Below are 18,565 nucleotides of genomic sequence, written 5' to 3' on the forward strand. Positions count from 1 at the left end.
GGGAAGGCGCTTAGCCTTGTTCGGCCAGTTTGTAGGCGCGCTCGGTCGCCGGGCGGTTGCTGATGCGCTCGAACCAGTTGCGCACCGCTGGGTAATCTGCCAGATCGATGCGTTGACGCGGATGCGATACGACCCACGGATAGGTGGCGATATCGGCGATGCTGTAGTTGTCGCCGCCCAGGTACGGGTGTTTTTGCAGTTCAGCTTCCAGCACGCCGTACAGCCGCTTGGTCTCCAGATGGTAACGCTCGATGGCGTAAGGCACCGGCTGCGGCGCGTAGTGATTAAAGTGGTGATTCTGCCCGAGCATCGGCCCGAACCCCGCCACCTGCCAGAACAACCACTGTAGGGTCGCGGCGCGTTCGCGCAGGCCGGTGCTCAGCAGCTTGCCGGTCTTCTCCGCCAGATACAGCAGGATTTCCCCGGATTCGAACAGACTGATTGGCGCGCCGCCGTCCACCGGTTGCTGATCGACGATCGCCGGGATTTTGTTGTTGGGAGAAATGCTCAGAAAGTCCGGTTTGAACTGGTCGCCGGCGCTGATGTTTACGCGATGGATACGGTAGGGTAAGCCGACCTCTTCCAAAAACAAGGTGATCTTGTGACCATTGGGAGTAGGCGCGTAATACAGGTCAATCATGTTGCCTCCTGCGGTAAGGTGATCTGTAATTCATTACACGTTGCTGCGGTCTTCGCCGCGCACAAAGGTATATCAGAGATCCAACAATAGCAGCTAAGGATAGCAGGCTATGTGGGATTCGTCCGATGCTATCTGCGCAGTTGGATCACAATTCTCCACCGGGGCGGGCGGTGGTTTGCCGTACGGCGCCGGCGCGGTAAAATGGCGCTTATTTCCCTCTATAGGACAAGGTTATGAAGCTGATGTTCGCCTCGGATATCCACGGATCGCTGCCGGCCACCGAACGCGTGCTGGAATTATTCGCACAACACGGCGCCGACTGGCTGATTCTTCTGGGTGATTTGCTGAATCACGGCCCGCGCAACGCGCTGCCGGCCGGCTATCAGCCCGCTCAGGTTGCCGAACGATTGAATCGCTATAGCGACAAGATCATCGCCGTTCGCGGCAATTGTGACAGCGAGGTCGATCAGATGCTGCTGACGTTTCCTATCGAGGCGCCGTGGCAACAGGTTCTACTGCAAAAAAGACGATTGTTTTTGACCCACGGTCACCTTTATCATCCTTCGGCACTGCCGCCGTTATCCCGCGGTGACGTCCTGGCCTACGGCCATACGCATCTGCCGCAGGCGGAGCGGCAGGGTGAGATCTATTGCTTCAATCCGGGCTCGGTCAGCATCCCGAAAGGGGGCTTCCCGGCTAGCTACGGCATGTTGGATCGGGGCACTTTGCGGGTGCTGACGCTCGACGACGGCAAGGTCGTCGCGGAGGTGGCGTTAACACGCTAAACGCACTAATTTATACACACACAATAAAAATCTTTGAAAAACACTCATTGATTAACCAGCGCGCGGGATGCATCGCGCCAAAATAGAAGGTTTTAGAGGATGGCGGAACAGGGTCAGGCTGCAGATACCGAATGGGTTGATATCGTCGACGAGCAAAACGAGGTGATTGCGCAATCCAGTCGTCAACAGATGCGGGCGGAGCGGCTGCGTCATCGTGCGACCTATATTGTGGTGCATGATGGGATGGGAAAAATTCTGGTGCAGCGTCGCACCGAGATTAAAGACTTCTACCCGGGCTGGTTGGACGCGACGGCGGGTGGCGTAGTGCAAAGCGGTGAAAACGTGCTGGATTCGGCGCGCCGCGAGGCGGAAGAAGAGCTGGGCATCGCCGGCGTGCCTTTCGCCGAACATGGTCTGTTCTACTTCGAAGAAGAGCAGTGCCGGGTGTGGGGCGCTCTGTTCAGCTGCGTGTCACACGGCCCGTTTGCACTGCAGGAAGAAGAAGTGGCCGAGGTGTGCTGGCTGACGCCGGAAGAGATCACCGCTCGCTGCGACGAGTTTACCCCGGATTCGCTGAAGGCGCTGTCGCTGTGGCTGACGCGCAACAACGAACAGGATTACGGTAAGCCGCTCGACAACCACTGAGGCGCCAACGCGTGAGAAAGCCGGTCATCGACCGGCTTTTTTTACGGTTCGGATTCAGCAGCTGTCGCGGCGGCACAGCGTGGCGGGCAGGGTGCCTTCCGGCAGCCAGGGCTGTTCGTTCAGCCGTGCCAGCAGCGCCTGGCCGGCCTGAATGCCGATATCGCGATGCGGAATGGTCATGGTGGTCAGCGGCGGCTGGCACACCCGGCCGAACTCGCTGTTGCCGAACCCCACCACCGCCAGATTGTCCGGCACCCTGATGCGCCGCCGCTGGCATTCGTACAGTGCGCCGCCGGCCAGTTCGTCCGAGGCGCACACCAGCGCGTCCAGTTCCGGCCAGGCCAGCAAGAATTCCGGCAGCTGCTGCGCACCGGTGCTGAAGCTGGCGGGCTGCGCGGCGTTGATCACCCGATGCGGCGACATATGGTTGCGCAGCAGCGCCTTGTGCCAGCCCTGCAGGTGCTGCTGGAAAATCCACTGTTCCTGATTGGCGCACAGCAGCCCGATATTCTGATAGCCGCTGGCGATCACCGTTTGCGTCAGCTGATACATGGCCGCCACATAGTCGATGCCGATGCTCATATCGATCGGATCGGCGCGCACGGCGCCGATCTCCACCACCGGAATGTTGGCGGCGATCAACGCGTTGCGGGCGTTTTGCGAATGCTCGACGCTGAGCAGCACCGCCGCCGCGAGGTTGTAAGAGAGCAGCGTCTCCAGCAGCTTTTCTTCGCGCTCTAGGTGGTGCTGCGACTCCGCCAGCATGATGTGATAGCCGGCCGGCTGCAGCACTTTCTGCAGGCCGGCGAACATCTCGGCGCAGCCAGATTCGGACAGGCTGGGCACCACCATGGCGATGGTGTAGGACGAGGCCGACGCCAGCGAACTGGCGGCCAGGTTGGGCAGATACCCCAGTTCGCTCACCGCGGCTTCAATCTTCTCGCGCAGTTTGTCTGAAACCTGCTCCGGCGTGCGCAGCGCGCGCGACACCGTCATGGTGCCGACGCCCGCCAGCTGCGCTACGTCAGCCAACGTCACCCTGCCTGTGCTGCGTCGTTTTTTACCGATCGACATGCCTAATCCCGACTGAAATGCGCGAGCGGCGCATAAAAATGGTGAGGGTGGGAAGCCGACGGCGCGGCTTCGACGATCCCCGTATGCGGCACATTCTACCCCGTTACCCGAAAGAGCGAGAAAAAATTGTGGTTAACGCCATGCCGCCACGCGGTGTTTTGATAGCGCTATCACAGATCCGCATGATAGCGCTTTGGTAGCGCTATCTTTGTGATATCCATCACTGTGTCGCCGAGAGGGGTTGATTAAAGTTTTACCGTCGTCGGTGAATTAATCACCGGCCGAAACCATCAACGTTTGGGAGGGTAATGTGCTGAAAGAGTGGCTGACCGCCGATCATATACAGCTGTGCGAACGGGTGGAGGACTGGCGCCAGGCGGTCACGCTGAGCGCGCAGCCGCTGCTGCAAGGCGGCGTGATTACGCCGAATTACCTGACGGCTATCTTTCATCAGCAGGAGAAGCTCGGCCCTTACTTCGTCCTGGCGCCGGGCATCGCCATGCCGCACGCCAGGCCGGAGGAGGGCGCCAACGCGCTGGGGCTGTCGCTGTTGAAGATCCATCAGGGCGTGAATTTCCATTCCGCGGATAACGATCCGGTTCAGGTGGTGGTGATGCTTTCGGCGCCCGACGGCAACAGCCACATTGAAATGATTTCGCAGTTGGCGGAATTATTTTCCGATAACTCGGCGATGGAGGCGTTATTTCACGCCACAGATAAACGGCAAATTGAGGATATTATCGCCCGCTATTAACGTTTAATCACCAGGAACACGATTAATGCTAACAACGCTGGGAATATGACCGGCGGCGCTACCCTACACGCTAAATTCAACAGGTGGATATTATGAAAATCATGGCGATTTGCGGTTCCGGTCTCGGCAGCAGTTTTATGGTGGAAATGAACATTAAAAAAGTGCTGAAAAAGATGGGGGTGGAGGCCGAAGTCGAACACTCCGATCTGTCGTCCGCTACCCCCGGCGCCGCCGACGTGTTCGTGATGGCGAAAGACATCGCCGACAGCGCCAGCGTACCGGCCGAGCAGCTGGTGGTGATCAGCAACATCATCGACATTAATGAGCTGGAAGCCAAGCTGCGCGCTTACTTCGAAGCCCACTCAATCATCTAAATAAAACGATTGGCGAGGTGGATATGTTTATCCAGGAAACGCTTAAGTTTGTGGTGGATATATTAAAGGTGCCTTCGGTGCTGGTCGGGCTTATTGCGCTGATCGGTTTGCTGGCGCAAAAGAAATCGTTTTCCGACGTGGTGAAAGGCACGGTAAAAACTATTCTCGGCTTTATCGTTTTGGGCGGCGGTGCCACGGTATTGGTCGGATCGCTCAATCCGCTGGGCGGCATGTTCGAACATGCGTTCAATATTCAGGGCATCATTCCGAACAATGAAGCGATCGTCTCCATCGCGCTGGAGAAATACGGCGCCTCCACCGCGTTGATCATGGCGTTCGGCATGGTGGCGAACATCGTGGTGGCACGGTTCACCCGGCTGAAATACATCTTCCTGACCGGCCACCACACCTTCTACATGGCCTGCATGATCGGCATCATCCTGACGGTGGCGGGCTTCGAGGGCGTGCAGTTGGTGTTTACCGGTGCGCTGACCCTGGGGCTGGTGATGGCGTTCTTCCCGGCGATCGCCCAGCGCTATATGCGCCGCATTACCGGCAACGACGATATCGCTTTCGGCCACTTCGGCACCCTGGGCTATGTGTTGTCCGGCTGGATCGGCTCGAAGGTGGGCAAAAACTCGCGCTCGACCGAGGAGATGAACCTGCCGAAAAACCTCAGTTTCTTGCGTGACAGTTCCATTTCGATCTCGATGACCATGATTGTCATCTACCTGATCCTGGCGATCTGCGCCGGGCGGGCCTATGTGGAAAGCGAGCTCAGCGGCGGCCAGAACTACCTGGTGTATTCGATTATCCAGGCCATCACCTTCGCCGCCGGGGTATTCATCATTCTGCAAGGCGTGCGCTTGATTCTGGCGGAGATTGTGCCGGCGTTCACCGGTTTCTCAGAAAAGCTGGTGCCTAACGCGCGGCCGGCGCTGGATTGCCCGGTGGTCTATCCCTATGCCCCCAACGCGGTGCTGATCGGCTTCCTGTTCAGCTTCCTTGGCGGGTTGGCCGGGCTGTTCCTGCTGGGGCAGCTGAAAATGGTGCTGATCCTGCCCGGCGTGGTGCCGCATTTCTTCACCGGCGCTACCGCCGGGGTGTTCGGCAACGCCACCGGCGGGCGGCGCGGCGCGATGCTGGGCGCCTTTGCCAACGGGCTGCTGATCACCTTCCTGCCGGTGCTGCTGTTGCCGGTGCTGGGGGCGCTTGGCTTTGCCAACACCACCTTCTCCGACGCCGACTTCGGCGTGATCGGCATCCTGCTGGGCAACATGGCGCGCTTTATGTCGAAGGAGATGATCATGCTGGCGATCGTCGCCGTGTTCGCGCTGCTGGTGGCGCATAACTTCCTGGGAAAACGCAAAGGCGCGCCGGCCGCTGACCGCGTCGAGAAATAACGAGGCAGACTGATGAACGACACAACGAGCGAAACGGAAATTGAAGAGCTGCAGACCCTGGCGCGCGCGATCCGCCTGGAAACATTGAAGGCGTTGACCGGGCTGGGCTTCGGCCACTACGGCGGCTGCATGTCGGTGGTGGAGACGCTGGCGGTGCTGTACGGCAGCGTGATGCGTATCGATCCGGCGGATCCGGACTGGCCGGAGCGCGATGACTTCGTGCTGTCGAAGGGGCACGCCGGCCCGGCGCTGTACAGCACGCTGGCGATCAAGGGCTACTTCCCGCTGGCGGAGCTGAAGACCCTCAACCAGAACGGCACGCGTCTGCCTAGCCACCCGGACCGATTGCGCACGCGCGGCGTGGACGCCACCACCGGTTCACTGGGGCAGGGCGTGTCGATCGCCGCCGGCATGGCGTTATCCCATCGGCTGGCGGGGCGTCGTAACCGGGTGTTCAGCATCCTCGGCGACGGTGAGCTGAACGAAGGGCAGTGCTGGGAGGCGTTCCAGTTTATCGCCCACCACAACCTGAACAACCTGACGCTGTTCATCGATTACAACAAGCAACAGCTAGACGGTGCGCTGGACGAGGTGATCCAACCGTTCGATCTGGCCGCCAAGTTCCGCGCTTTCGGCTTTGAGGTGCAGACCATCAAGGGCGACGACATCGCGGCGCTGCTGGCGGCGGTGGCGCCGGCGCGCGGCGGTGAACAGCGGCCGCTGGCGATCGTGCTCGACAGCATCAAGGGACAGGGGGTGACCTATCTGGAAAACCTGTCGAACTCACACCACCTGCGCCTGACGCCGGACGTGCAGCTGGAAATCGAAAAAGCCATCGCCGAACTGGAGGCCGCCCATGTTTAACGTAGTGACCCAGTTGGAAAACGACGCCGTCGAAATGCGCAAAGTCTATGCCGGCGCGGTGCGGCGGCAGATAGAAGCGGGCGCGCCGATCATCGCGCTGGAGGCCGATTTGATGAGCTCGATGGCGATGGACGGCGTGCACAAGGATCACCCGCAGCACGTGATTAACTGCGGCATCATGGAGGCCAACGTGATCGGCGTCGCCGCCGGGCTGTCGCTCACCGGCCGGGTGCCGTTCGTGCATACCTTTACCGCTTTCGCCAGCCGCCGCTGTTTCGATCAGCTGTTCATGTCGCTGGATTATCAGCGCAACAACGTCAAAGTGATCGCCTCCGACGCCGGGGTGAGCGCCTGCCACAACGGCGGCACCCACATGTCGTTCGAGGACATGGGCATCGTGCGCGGGCTGGCGCACTCGGTGGTGCTGGAAGTGACCGACGCTACCATGTTCGCCGACATTCTGCGCCAGCTGATGGATCTACGCGGCTTCTACTGGGTGCGCACCATCCGCAAGCAGGCGACGCGCATCTACCAGGAAGGCTCGCGCTTTACCATCGGCAAGGGCAACCTGCTGCGCGACGGCGACGACATTACGCTGATTGCCAATGGCATCATGGTGGCGGAGGCGCTGAAGGCGGCGCAGATGCTGGCGCGGCAGGGCGTCAGCGCGGCAGTGATCGATATGTTCACCCTCAAGCCTATCGACCGTGAACTGATCAAAACCTACGCGGCCAAGACCGGACGTATCGTCACCTGTGAAAATCACAGCATTCATAACGGGCTGGGATCCGCAGTGGCGGAGGTGCTGGCGGAAGAGTGCCCGACGCCGATGCGGCGCGTGGGGGTGAAGGAGCGTTACGGCCAGGTGGGCACCCAGGCGTTTTTACAGCAGGAGTACGGCCTGACCGCCGAGCATATTCTGGAGGCTGCCGGGCAGTTGCTGCAAAAATAGTTCTCGAGTCAATAACAACTGCTGTAACGAATGGGGTCTGGTGGTCTGGACAAAGCACATAGCTTCCTGCCCAGTATCTGAGTCATGACTCACATGTTATCAACTGAGAAGCCCCTTAGGGGGCTTTTTGTTTTTAATGGATAATAGATGGCCAATGCTTAGGTAAAAAGAGATACTAAAAATAGTATAATAAATACAATTGGTTATATTCATGGAGTGAATAATGATAACAGCAAGAGGCTCGTTCAGAAGGCTGACGCTAGGCGAGATCACGCTATCCCGCTTTCTCTATAAAAATGCCATCGACTACAGTCTTGTTAAAGTGCATAACGCGAGCTATTTCCCGTTTGGTTTGCAGAATGAGGAAACGGCCGTTACGCCTAATGGTGAACTTTATTGGCCTGAAAAACACTTCAGGGAAGATTTTTCTACAGAAACAACGCGCTACCTATGGTGGTTCATGCATGAAATGGCCCACGTATGGCAGTATCAGATGGGGATGAACGTCCGGCTGCGGGGAATAATGAGCTGGGCGGTAACTTATAAATACTCGCTGCCTGATTACTACTCCTTAGCTGATTACGGTATGGAGGCACAAGCCAGCCTTCTTGCAGATTATTTCATCCTTTCTCGTTATGGCAAAGAACGGTGGTTTGAGGTGAAACTGATGCAAGGTATTATAGGTCCAGATGTGAAAAGCCGTTATGAGCATGTTTTGAAAGGATTTCTTAATACTCCTGCCGACAGGAAAAACCTGAAATGAGAAGAATCTATACCCTCATCATGATGATGTTGCTCAGTGGCTGTATGCTTGAAAAACAACGTTTTTACACTGCGGATATTACGCTGCGGGGAAATGATCTCTGTTTCTCTTTACCACAAGCCTACCCAACACAGAGTGGCAGGGTCAATCTGGTCAGCATTGCTATTGAACAACGGTTGGATAGTCAAACGCATGAGCTCTGGCGCAGGACCACTCTACCACCGAAGCCCGTTGAGACGATTACGCCCGGCCAATGTATCCCATACTCGTTCAAGGCATTTGAGAGCAATGTGCCATACACCGTGGCAATCAGTACCGTAGATCCTCAGGATGCAGATTCCAAACGTTTCTGGCAGCGCAGTTTCTCGCTGAAAATCAGTGACGGCCAGATTTTGCAGGTTATTGCCAGTGCGGAGTAATAAAGCCAGAGAAGGGATGAATTAAATAACAAGGGCCGGCAATGCCGGCCCTTGTTTCGTTTGGCGATGAATTACGCCTTGGCGGCAGCGTCAGCCTGGGAAGACTGGATCGCCGTCAGCGCAACGGTGTAGACGATATCGTCAACCAGTGCGCCGCGCGACAGGTCGTTCACCGGCTTGCGCATGCCTTGCAGCATCGGCCCGATGGAAACCAGGTCAGCGGAGCGCTGTACCGCTTTGTAGGTGGTGTTGCCGGTGTTCAAATCCGGGAAGATGAACACGGTCGCCTGGCCGGCCACCGGTGAGTTCGGCGCCTTGGACTTGGCAACGTCGGCCATGATGGCGGCGTCGTACTGCAGCGGGCCGTCGATGATCAGATCCGGGCGTTTTTCCTGCGCCAGACGGGTCGCTTCGCGCACTTTCTCGACGTCGCTGCCCGCACCGGAGTTACCGGTGGAGTAGGAGATCATCGCTACGCGCGGCTCGATGCCGAAGGCAGCGGCGGAATCCGCAGACTGGATGGCGATTTCAGACAGCTGCTCGGCGGTCGGATCCGGGTTGATCGCGCAGTCGCCGTAGACCAGTACCTGGTCAGGCAACAGCATGAAGAACACGGAGGACACCAGCGAGCTGCCCGGTGCGGTTTTGATCAGCTGCAACGGCGGACGGATGGTGTTGGCGGTGGTGTGAACCGCGCCGGAGACCAGACCGTCGACTTCGCCTTGTTCCAGCATCAGGGTGCCGAGCACCACGTTGTCTTCCAGCTGCTCGCGCGCGACCACTTCGGTCATGCCCTTGCTCTTGCGCAGCTCAACCAGACGCGGCACGTAGTTTTCACGTACGGCGACCGGATCGACGATTTCGATGCCTTTGCCCAACTCAACGCCCTGTGCTGCCGCTACGCGCTGGATCTCGTCCGGGTTGCCGAGCAGCACGCATTCCGCGATGCCGCGTTCGGCACAGATGGCCGCCGCTTTCACGGTACGCGGCTCGTCGCCTTCCGGCAGCACGATGCGTTTGCCGGCTTTACGCGCCAGCTCGGTCAGTTCGTAACGGAACGCCGGTGGAGACAGGCGGCGTGAACGCTCAGAGGTGGCGGTCAGCGAGTCGATCCACTCGGTGTTGATGTGGCTGGCCACGTAGTTCTGCACTTTCTCGATGCGCTGGTGGTCGTCCGCCGGCACTTCGAGGTTGAAGCTCTGCAGGCTCAGCGAGGTTTGCCAGGTGTTGGTGTCAACCATGAACACCGGCAGGCCGGTTTGGAAGGCGCGTTCGCACAGCTTCTTGATCGGCTCGTCGATGGCGTAGCCGCCGGTCAGCAGGATGGCGCCGATTTCCACGCCGTTCATCGCCGCCAGGCAGGCGGAGACCAGCACGTCAGGACGGTCTGCGGAGGTCACCAGCAGAGAGCCTGGGCGGAAGTGTTCCAGCATGTGCGGGATGCTGCGCGCACAGAAGGTCACGGACTTCACGCGGCGGGTCATGATGTCGCCTTCGTTGACCACGCGGGCCTTCAGGTGGCGAGCCATGTCGATGGCGCGGGTGGCGATCAGATCGAAGCTCCACGGCACGCAGCCCAGAACCGGCAGCGGGCTGTTGGCGAACAGCTGCGCAGGATCGACGTGGGCGATGCTGGCTTTGGTGGAGTCGTCGAAGATTTCGGACAGGTCAGGACGGGTACGGCCCTGATCGTCGACCGGTGCGTTCAGCTTGTTGATGATAACGCCGGTGATGTTTTTGTTCTTGCTGCCGCCGAAGCTGGTGCGCGCCAGTTCGATGCGCTCTTTCAGCTGCGCCGGGGAGTCGTTGCCCAGCGCCAGCACGAAGACGATCTCGGCGTTCAGGGTTTTGGCGATCTCGTAGTTCAGCGCGTTGGCGAACTGGTGTTTGCGAGTCGGCACCAGGCCTTCGATCAGCACCACTTCCGCGTCTTTGGTGTTCTCGTGGTAACGCGCCACGATCTCTTCCATCAGCACGTCTTGCTGGTTGGAGCTCAGCAGGCCCTCAACGTAGTCCATGCGCAGCGGTTCGGCCGCCGTAATGGTGGAGTTGCTGCTGCGGATGATGGTGGTGGTCTGGTCGAGCGCGTTGTCGCCGGTGCGCGGTTGAGCGATAGGCTTGAACACGCTCAGACGAACGCCTTTTTGCTCCATGGAGCGGATGACACCCAGGCTGACGCTGGTCAGGCCGACGCTGGTGCCGGTGGGGATCAACATAATAGTACGTGACACAGAATAGTCCTCTTCACGATTAACATGAGGCTAAAACAACACCGTCAGCCTGGGCTGACGGTGTTTTGAGAGCATTACGCGGTCAGGCGGGATGCGTCCTGCGCGATGACCAACTCTTCGTTGGTCGGGATCACCAGCGCCAGGCGGCTGCCGTCTTTGGTGATGGCGCCGGATTTGCCGAAGCGAGCGGCCATGTTGCGGTCGTGGTCGATTTCGAAGCCCAGCAGGCCCAGTTTGTTCAGGGTCAGCTCACGCACCATGCCGGCGTTCTCGCCGATGCCGCCGGTGAAGATCACCGCGTCCAGACGGCCTTCCATCAGCGCGCTGTAGGCGCCGACGTATTTGGCCAGACGGTGGCAGAACACGTCCATGGCGCGTTTGGCGTCGGCTTTGCTGTCGTAGTTGTCTTCAACGTAACGGCAGTCGCTGGTGACTTCGGTCAGGCCCAGCAGGCCGGATTCTTTGGTCAGCATCTTGTTGATCTGGTCAACGCTCATGCCCAGAGAATCGTGCAGGTGGAAGATGATAGCCGGATCGATGTCACCGCTGCGGGTGCCCATCACCAGGCCTTCCAGCGGGGTCAGACCCATGGAGGTGTCAACGCACTGGCCGTTGCGCACTGCGGTGACGGAGCCGCCGTTGCCCAGGTGGCAAGTGATCACGTTCACTTCTTCTACCGGCTTGTTCAGCATCTTCGCGGCTTCTTGAGTCACGTAGAAGTGGCTGGTGCCGTGCGCGCCGTAGCGGCGAACGCCGTGGTCGCGGTACAGGCTGTACGGCAGGGCGTACAGGTAAGATTCTTCCGGCATAGTCTGGTGGAACGCGGTGTCGAACACGGCAACGTTCTTGTCGGCCAGGTTAGGGAAGGATTTCAGCGCTTCCGCGATGCCGATCAGGTGAGCTGGGTTGTGCAGTGGTGCAAACGGCACGGAATCTTTGATACCCTGCAGAACTTCGTCGTTGATCACGGCAGAAGCGGTGAACTTCTCGCCGCCGTGCACGATGCGGTGGCCGATAGCGGTCAGCTGCGCGGAAAGCTCTGGTTTTTGTGCCAGAATAGTATTAACAATGAAGTTCAGCGCTTCGCTGTGTGCAGCGCCGGCCCCCAGGGCAGCTTCGTGTTTGGCGCCGTCCATTTTCCACTTGATGCGAGCTTCAGGCAGGTGGAAACACTCGGCCAAACCGGAGAGGAATTCGTCGCCGTTAACGGCATCGATGATGGCGAATTTCAGAGAAGAACTGCCGCAGTTAAGAACCAGTACTAGCTTACTCGACATGGAAGTACCTACTTAAATAGTCGTGTTGTTAAAAGAAAATCGAACACACGTGGTGAATTAATCGTCAATCAGACAACAAGCGTAGCGCATAGTGCCGATGACATTTATGATTAACATCATGTGAAGTGCACAAATCACAGGATGATGGAAAAACCGATGATTTCTCTGCGGTTTAAATAATCTTGATTTTTATAGGGCTAAAAGTTGACAAAATTTACGTCATCTTCTACCGGCCACAAGGCCGGCTTAGGATACCGATAGCCCGGTGCAAACACAAAATAAATTTAAAGCTTCAAATTTTTTAGTATGGTCTCTGGCAGCACGCTTTTAGTTTCTTTACGTGACGTTGAGGTACGCAATGACGAGCAAACCGTCCGGTTCCGTAAGCTGGTTTCAGGTCTTCCAGCGCGGGCAGCATTATATGAAAACCTGGCCGTCGGACAAACGTCTGGCACCGGTCTTTCCGGAGAATCGCGTTGCGCGTGCCACCCGTTTCGCTATCCGTTTCATGCCGCCGTTGGCGATTTTCACGCTGACCTGGCAGATCGCGCTGGGCGGCCAGCTGGGCCCGGCGATCGCCACCGCGCTGTTCGCCTGCAGCCTGCCGATGCAGGGCTTGTGGTGGCTGGGGCGTCGTTCGGTCACGCCGCTGCCGCCGACGCTGCTGCAATGGTTCCATGAGGTGCGCAACAAGCTGACGGAAGCCGGGCAGGCGGTGGCGCCGCTCGAAGGCACGCCGACCTATCAGTCGTTGGCTGATTTGCTCAAGCGCGCCTTCAAGCAGCTGGACAAAACCTTCCTCGACGATCTGTAAATGAAAAAAGGCCGCGCTGATGCGGCCTTTCTCGTCAAAGCGGCAATAACCCCGGTTTAAATCAAAGAACGGTCGAGTTGTGATTTCCTGCGTTCTTGCGCTGTGCGATGCTCCCGCCATCACACAGAAATGAGGAAATCCTGATGGAAATGACCAACGCCCAGCGGCTGATCCTGTCGAACCAGTACAAGATGATGACCCTGCTCGATCCGGACAACGGCGACCGTTATCGCCGGTTGCAAACCATCGTCGAACGCGGCTTCGGTTTGCAAATGCGCGAACTGGATCGCGACTTCGGCGAACTGAGCGAAGAGGTGTGCCGCACCATCATCAACGTGATGGAGATGCACCATGCGCTGCAGGTTTCCTGGGGCAACCTGAAAGAGAAGCAGGATCTGGACGAGCGCCGCCTGGCGTTTCTCGGCTTCGACGCTGCTACCGAGGCGCGCTACCTGAGCTACGTGCGTTTCCTGGTCAGCACCGAGGGGCGTTATACTCACTTCGATTCCGGTAGCCACGGTTTTAACGCCCAGACCAAAATGTGGGAAAAGTACCAGCGTATGCTGGCGATCTGGCTGGCCTGTCCGCGCCAGTATCACTTGAGCGCCGTTGAGATAGCGCAAATCATCAATGCTTGATTAAGAAGAGGTTTTCTGTGGAGTGTAAGGGTTTTCTGTTCGATCTTGATGGCACCCTGGTGGATTCTCTGCCGGCGGTAGAGCGTGCCTGGACGCACTGGGCCGAGCGCCGCGGCGTCGATCCGCAAGCGGTGCTGGACTTCATTCACGGTAAACAGGCCATTACTTCTCTGCGCCACTTTATGCCGGACGAAAGCGAAGCGGAAATTCAGCGCGAGTTCCAACTGCTGGAGCAGGTGGAAGCGCAGGATACCGACGGCGTTCGCGCGCTGCCGGGCGCCATCGCGCTGCTGGAGCGCCTGAACGCGCTCGGCATCCCTTGGGCGATCGTCACCTCCGGTTCGGTGCCAGTGGCCGGCGCTCGCCGCCAGGCCGGCGGTTTGCCGCAGCCGGCGGTGTTCATCACCGCCGAGCAGGTTAAACACGGTAAGCCACAGCCCGATGCCTACCTGCTGGGCGCCGAGCGCCTGGGGCTGGCGCCGCACGAGTGCGTGGTGGTTGAAGACGCGCCGGCCGGCATTCTTTCGGGTCTGGCTGCGGGCTGTCAGGTGATTGCGGTCAACGCCCCGGCCGATGCGCCGAAGCTGGAGCAGGTCGACCTGCGGCTGGATTCGCTGGCGCAGATCGCCGTCGATAAAACGGCGCAGGGCGCGATCGTTCGCCGGCTGGCCTGAGTGGCATTATCTTCACCCTAATTGATTAGACCCCGCTTCGGCGGGGTTTTTTTATGCTATTTTTTAGACCTTTGGACATTTGCCGGATGAGGCCGTTTTGAACAGCGAATTACTGTGGGTGCTGAGTTTACTGCTGATTGCCATCGTGCTGTTTACCACCAACAAGCTGCGGATGGACGTGGTGGCGCTGTTGGTGATTATCGCCTTCGTGCTGAGCGGCACGCTCAGCCTGCAGGAAGCGACGGTCGGTTTCAGCGATCCCAACGTGATTTTGATCGCCGCACTGTTCGTGATCGGCGAAGGGCTGGTGCGCACCGGCGTGGCCTATCAGGTGGGCGACTGGCTGGTGAAAGTGGCCGGCAGCAGCGAAACCAAAATGTTGATGCTGCTGATGGTGACGGTCGCCGGGCTGGGCGCGTTCATGAGCTCGACCGGCGTGGTGGCGATTTTTATCCCGGTGGTGCTCAGCGTGACGGCCAGAATGAAGATCGCGCCGGGGCGGCTGATGATGCCGCTCAGCTTCGCCGGGCTGATCAGCGGCATGATGACGCTGGTGGCCACGCCGCCCAACATGGTGGTCAACAGCGAACTGGTGCGGGAAGGCATCCATGGTTTCGGTTTCTTCAGCGTGACGCCCATTGGCCTGGTGGTGCTGGCGCTGGGCGTCGGCTACATGCTGATCGCCCGGCGTTGGCTGGGCAGCGGTGACACCGGCAAAGCCGGCGATGACTGGCAGCGTCGCACCTTCCGCGACCTGATCCGTGATTACAAGCTGACCGGCCGCGCGCGGCGGCTGGCTGTCCGCAGCGCTTCGCCGCTGATCGGACGTTCGCTGGATGAACTGCACCTGCGTGCGCGCTATGGTGCCAACGTGGTGGGCATCGAGCGCTGGAAACGCTTCCGGCGGGTGATGGTCAGCGCCTCCGGCAGCACCGAGCTGCGCGAGGGCGACGTCCTCTTGATCGACATGTCGGACAGCCAGGTCGATCTGCGCGAATTCTGCGGCGAGCAGCGGCTGGAGCCGATGGTGCTGCGCGGCGATTACTTCTCTGAACAGTCGCGCAACGTCGGCATGGCCGAAGTGTCGCTGATCCCGGACTCGGCGCTGCTGGGCAAAAGCCTGCGTGAAGCAGCGTTCCGCAGCCGCTACGATCTGAATGTGGTGGGCATCCGCCGCCACGGCGAGACTCTGAGCGGCAAGCTGGTGGACGAGCCGCTGGAGCTGGGCGACATTTTGCTGGTGATCGGCGACTGGAAGGCGATTCGTCAGCTGCAGGCCAAAACCCACGACTTTATCGTGCTCAACCTGCCGGCCGAAGTGGACGAAGTGGCGCCGGCCATCACCCAGGCGCCGCACGCGCTGTTTTGCCTGGCGTTGATGGTGGCGATGATGCTGACCGACGAAATCCCTAACCCGATCGCGGCGTTGATCGCCTGCCTGCTGATGGGCAAGTTCCGCTGTATCGACATGGAGAGCGCCTATAAATCGATCCATTGGCCGAGCATCATTTTGATCGTCGGCATGATGCCGTTCGCGCAGGCGCTGCAAAAGACCGGCGGCGTGGATCTGATCGTTCGCGGGCTGATGGACGTCGCCGGCGGCGCGGGGCCGCGCGTGATGCTGCTGTGCCTGTTCGTCTTGTGCGCCACCATTGGCCTGTTTATTTCCAATACCGCGACGGCGGTGCTGATGGCGCCGATCGCCATTGCCGCCGCGCGCGAAATGGGCGTCTCGCCATACCCGTTCGCGATGATTATCGCCATCGCCGCGTCCGCCGCCTTTATGACGCCGGTCTCTTCACCGGTCAACACGCTGGTGCTGGGGCCGGGCAATTACAAGTTCGGCGATTTCGTGCGTCTCGGCGTGCCGTTCACCCTGTTGGTGATGGCGGTCAGCGTGATTGTGGTGCCGTGGCTCTACGGTTTTTAACGGCGCAGCGAGGCTGCGCCGGTGGGGTTACAGCGAGCTGTCGAGGCTGATTTCGTCCAATGACAGGCTGAAACTGGGAATGAACACGTCCATAAAGTAGTCCATTTCCGGGCTGCGGCGCTGTTCCAGGGTTTTATCCAGCCGCGCCTTGGCCAGGGTAAATTCATTGTTGCCGGCAGAGAGTTCCTCCAGACATTTCAGGTAGGCGCACAGCGCGTCTGCCTGCTTCACTACCTGCTTTTCATCTTCGCTGTAGTAGTGCTCATCGAGAATGGTGCGGAAATCGTTGCGCAGCTCAGCGGGGATCATGTCCAGCAGCTTTTGCTGGGCGATCTTTTCGATCTTCTTGTATTCATGGGCGATCTGCGGATTGTAGTACTTGATCGGCGTCGGCATGTCGCCGGTGATCACTTCGCTGGCGTCGTGATACATCGCTAACAGCGCAACGCGGTCGGCATTGAGGTTGCCGTTGAATTTGCGGTTCTTGATCACCGCCAACGCGTGGGCGACGAAAGCCACCTGCAGACTGTGTTCGGAGACGTTCTCGGTACGCACGTTGCGCATCAGTGGCCAGCGGTTGATCAGTTTCAGGCGGGACAGATGGGCGAAGAAATGGCTCTGGCTCATGGTGCTCTCTTTAACGGCAAGTGAGGGCCCCATTGTGAAGCAGTGACGGCGAATTTTGCAACCGGGCAATAAGAGAAGGGCGCAGCAAGGCGCTGCGCCCCAGGCGATTACTGGTGGTAACCTTCAAGGAAGCGGCCCAGCTTGCCGACCGCCATTTCCAGTTCGTCTACGCGCGGCAGGGTGACGATGCGCACGTGATCCGGGTAAGGCCAGTTGAACGCCGAACCTTGCACCAGCAGCACTTTTTCCTGTAGCAACAGATCCAGCACCAGCTTCTGGTCGTCGTGGATGTTGAAGCGTTTGGCATCGATGCGCGGGAACATGTACAACGCGCCCTGCGGCTTCACGCAAGAGACGCCCGGGATGTCGTTGAGCAATTCCCAGGTGCGGTTGCGTTGTTCGTACAGGCGGCCGCCGGGCTGAATGAATTCGCTGATGCTCTGATAACCGCCCAGCGCGGTCTGAATGGCGTGCTGCATCGGCACGTTGGCGCACAGGCGCATCGAAGCCAGCATCTCCAGCCCTTCGATATAGCCTTTGGCGTGCTTCTTCGGCCCGTTCAGCACCATCCAGCCCTGGCGGAAGCCCGCCACGCGGTAGGTTTTCGACAGGCCGTTGAAGGTCACGGTCAGCAGATCTGGCGCCAGTGCGGCGATCGAGTGGTGTTCGGCGTCGTCGTACAGGATCTTGTCGTAGATCTCGTCGGCGAAGATGATCAGGTTGTGTTGACGGGCGATCTCGACGATCTGTTCCAACAGCGCTTTGCTGTAAACCGCGCCGGTCGGGTTGTTTGGGTTGATGATCACGATACCGCGGGTGCGCGGGGTGATCTTGCTGATGATATCGTCCAGATCCGGGAACCAGCCGGCCTGCTCATCGCACAGGTAGTGCACGGCCTTGCCGCCGGACAGCGATACCGCAGCGGTCCACAGCGGGTAGTCCGGCGCCGGTACCAGCATTTCGTCGCCGCTGTTGAGCAGCGCCTGCATGGATTGGACGATCAGCTCAGAGACGCCATTGCCAATGTAGATATCCTCAACGGTCACGTCACGCATGTTGCGCGCCTGATAGTGCTGCATGATCGCTTTACGCGCCGAGAAGAGGCCCTTGGAGTCGGAGTAGCCTTGCGCCGTGGGCAGATTGCGGATCACGTCGACCAGGATTTCGTCCGGGGCGTCGAAACCGAACGGGGCAGGGTTGCCGATGTTCAGTTTCAGGACTTTGTTGCCTTCTTCTTCAAGACGTTTAGCTTCTTTAAGCACCGGGCCGCGAATGTCATAGCAGACGTTGTCCAGTTTGCTGGATTTCTCAATGGGGGACATAAAAAGTTGAGCCTTTTGCTGGGATAGGGGCGCTCCTACCGTGGGACGCCGCAACCCGCCCAATGTACTCCTGGCGTAGTTGCTTTTGAAGGGTTTTGCACGCCTTTGGTGCAAATGCATGTCGTAACGGGGGATTTTAGTTATGATAAGCAAAGGTAAAGTTATTTTGTGGTTCATAATTTCATGAACTATAATTTTACTAGGGTTTTGTTCTGTTAAATCAAGCGTCGATAAACGAGACGTGCCGGCGATCGCGGCCGGCAGCAGTGAACTGATAAGCCGAAAGGGAGAATAGGCTTCAATAAACTGTAAAGGAACGATAATACCGGAGTAGTCTGATAGCGGGGTGTCGGTTCGCGCACCACACTAAGGAAAATGA

The 18,565-nt window shown here is 58.8% G+C and carries 19 protein-coding genes; 13 read left to right on the forward strand and 6 right to left on the reverse strand.

All coding sequences use genetic code 11. The annotated features are described in order from the left end of the window. Window positions 1-10 precede the first annotated feature (10 nt). Entirely contained in the window at window positions 11-640 is a 630-nt protein-coding gene (yfcG, locus tag RE418_RS13755) for a GSH-dependent disulfide bond oxidoreductase (RefSeq protein WP_043140104.1), read from the reverse strand. Window positions 641-873: 233 nt separating this feature from the next. Here yfcG and yfcE point away from each other — a divergent pair, with 233 nt between their 5' ends. Together yfcE and yfcD are read left to right on the forward strand one after the other, a co-directional pair. Beyond that, on the forward strand, window positions 874-1,425 hold the full coding sequence (yfcE, locus tag RE418_RS13760; RefSeq protein WP_025303680.1) for a phosphodiesterase: 552 nt from the start codon (window positions 874-876) through the stop codon (window positions 1,423-1,425). A 99-nt stretch (window positions 1,426-1,524) separates the two neighbouring features. Further along, on the forward strand, window positions 1,525-2,070 hold the full coding sequence (gene yfcD / locus RE418_RS13765; RefSeq protein WP_004936086.1) for an NUDIX hydrolase YfcD: 546 nt from the start codon (window positions 1,525-1,527) through the stop codon (window positions 2,068-2,070). Window positions 2,071-2,124: 54 nt separating this feature from the next. Here yfcD and RE418_RS13770 read toward each other — a convergent pair whose 3' ends face one another. After that, a complete protein-coding gene (locus RE418_RS13770) occupies window positions 2,125-3,144 on the reverse strand; it encodes a LacI family DNA-binding transcriptional regulator (protein ID WP_089181150.1) in 1,020 nt (339 codons plus the stop codon). Window positions 3,145-3,454: 310 nt separating this feature from the next. On the opposite strand from RE418_RS13770, the gene RE418_RS13775 reads away from it, so the two are divergent. The 7 genes from RE418_RS13775 to RE418_RS13805 all read left to right on the forward strand — a co-directional run bounded on the left by RE418_RS13775 (window position 3,455) and on the right by RE418_RS13805 (window position 8,673). Beyond that, window positions 3,455-3,898, forward strand: coding sequence for a PTS sugar transporter subunit IIA (locus tag RE418_RS13775; protein ID WP_025303677.1), 444 nt, complete (start codon window positions 3,455-3,457; stop codon window positions 3,896-3,898). Window positions 3,899-3,990: 92 nt separating this feature from the next. Continuing rightward, window positions 3,991-4,272 (forward strand): PTS sugar transporter subunit IIB, encoded by a 282-nt coding sequence (locus tag RE418_RS13780; RefSeq protein ID WP_025303676.1) that lies wholly within the window; start codon window positions 3,991-3,993, stop codon window positions 4,270-4,272. A 23-nt stretch (window positions 4,273-4,295) separates the two neighbouring features. Next, window positions 4,296-5,675: a PTS ascorbate transporter subunit IIC gene (locus tag RE418_RS13785; RefSeq protein WP_043140091.1), complete on the forward strand. Its 1,380-nt coding sequence runs from the start codon at window positions 4,296-4,298 to the stop codon at window positions 5,673-5,675. Window positions 5,676-5,687: 12 nt separating this feature from the next. After that, on the forward strand, window positions 5,688-6,539 hold the full coding sequence (locus RE418_RS13790) for a transketolase (RefSeq protein ID WP_049207319.1): 852 nt from the start codon (window positions 5,688-5,690) through the stop codon (window positions 6,537-6,539). Continuing rightward, entirely contained in the window at window positions 6,532-7,491 is a 960-nt protein-coding gene (locus RE418_RS13795) for a transketolase family protein (protein WP_025303673.1), read from the forward strand. Before RE418_RS13790 ends, RE418_RS13795 begins: the two co-directional genes overlap by 8 nt. A 223-nt stretch (window positions 7,492-7,714) precedes the next feature. Next, a complete protein-coding gene (locus tag RE418_RS13800; protein ID WP_399675163.1) occupies window positions 7,715-8,254 on the forward strand; it encodes a hypothetical protein in 540 nt (179 codons plus the stop codon). Then, window positions 8,251-8,673: a putative T6SS immunity periplasmic lipoprotein gene (locus RE418_RS13805; protein WP_049203685.1), complete on the forward strand. Its 423-nt coding sequence runs from the start codon at window positions 8,251-8,253 to the stop codon at window positions 8,671-8,673. The genes RE418_RS13800 and RE418_RS13805 overlap by 4 nt, the downstream gene beginning before the upstream one ends. Window positions 8,674-8,744: 71 nt before the next feature. Here RE418_RS13805 and pta read toward each other — a convergent pair whose 3' ends face one another. Together pta and ackA are read right to left on the reverse strand one after the other, a co-directional pair. Then, window positions 8,745-10,904 (reverse strand): phosphate acetyltransferase, encoded by a 2,160-nt coding sequence (gene pta, locus RE418_RS13810; protein WP_049203683.1) that lies wholly within the window; start codon window positions 10,902-10,904, stop codon window positions 8,745-8,747. Between the two features lie 74 nt (window positions 10,905-10,978). Next, window positions 10,979-12,181, reverse strand: a complete 1,203-nt coding sequence (ackA, locus tag RE418_RS13815) for an acetate kinase (protein ID WP_025303669.1) — start codon at window positions 12,179-12,181, stop codon at window positions 10,979-10,981. Between the two features lie 358 nt (window positions 12,182-12,539). Here ackA and yfbV point away from each other — a divergent pair, with 358 nt between their 5' ends. From yfbV to RE418_RS13835, 4 genes are all read left to right on the forward strand, one after another. Continuing rightward, on the forward strand, window positions 12,540-12,995 hold the full coding sequence (gene yfbV / locus RE418_RS13820; protein ID WP_025303668.1) for a terminus macrodomain insulation protein YfbV: 456 nt from the start codon (window positions 12,540-12,542) through the stop codon (window positions 12,993-12,995). Between the two features lie 143 nt (window positions 12,996-13,138). Next, window positions 13,139-13,633 carry a YfbU family protein gene (locus RE418_RS13825; protein WP_016926898.1) on the forward strand — a complete coding sequence of 165 codons (495 nt, stop codon included), beginning with the start codon at window positions 13,139-13,141 and terminating at the stop codon, window positions 13,631-13,633. Between the two features lie 17 nt (window positions 13,634-13,650). Beyond that, window positions 13,651-14,307 (forward strand): sugar phosphatase, encoded by a 657-nt coding sequence (locus tag RE418_RS13830; protein ID WP_049207312.1) that lies wholly within the window; start codon window positions 13,651-13,653, stop codon window positions 14,305-14,307. A 97-nt stretch (window positions 14,308-14,404) separates the two neighbouring features. Then, the gene (locus tag RE418_RS13835) at window positions 14,405-16,237 is read left to right on the forward strand and encodes an SLC13 family permease (protein ID WP_043140070.1); all 1,833 of its coding nucleotides are present in this window, start codon (window positions 14,405-14,407) and stop codon (window positions 16,235-16,237) included. A gap of 27 nt (window positions 16,238-16,264) precedes the next feature. On the opposite strand, the gene yfbR is transcribed toward RE418_RS13835, so the two are convergent. Continuing rightward, on the reverse strand, window positions 16,265-16,864 hold the full coding sequence (yfbR, locus tag RE418_RS13840; RefSeq protein ID WP_025303666.1) for a 5'-deoxynucleotidase: 600 nt from the start codon (window positions 16,862-16,864) through the stop codon (window positions 16,265-16,267). 107 nt (window positions 16,865-16,971) lie between these two features. After that, window positions 16,972-18,186 (reverse strand): pyridoxal phosphate-dependent aminotransferase, encoded by a 1,215-nt coding sequence (locus tag RE418_RS13845; protein ID WP_025303665.1) that lies wholly within the window; start codon window positions 18,184-18,186, stop codon window positions 16,972-16,974. Window positions 18,187-18,565: the final 379 nt, after the last annotated feature.

This window comes from Serratia sp. szju (assembly GCF_044594185.1).
In the GTDB taxonomy this organism is placed as follows: Bacteria; Pseudomonadota; Gammaproteobacteria; order Enterobacterales; family Enterobacteriaceae; genus Serratia; species Serratia bockelmannii.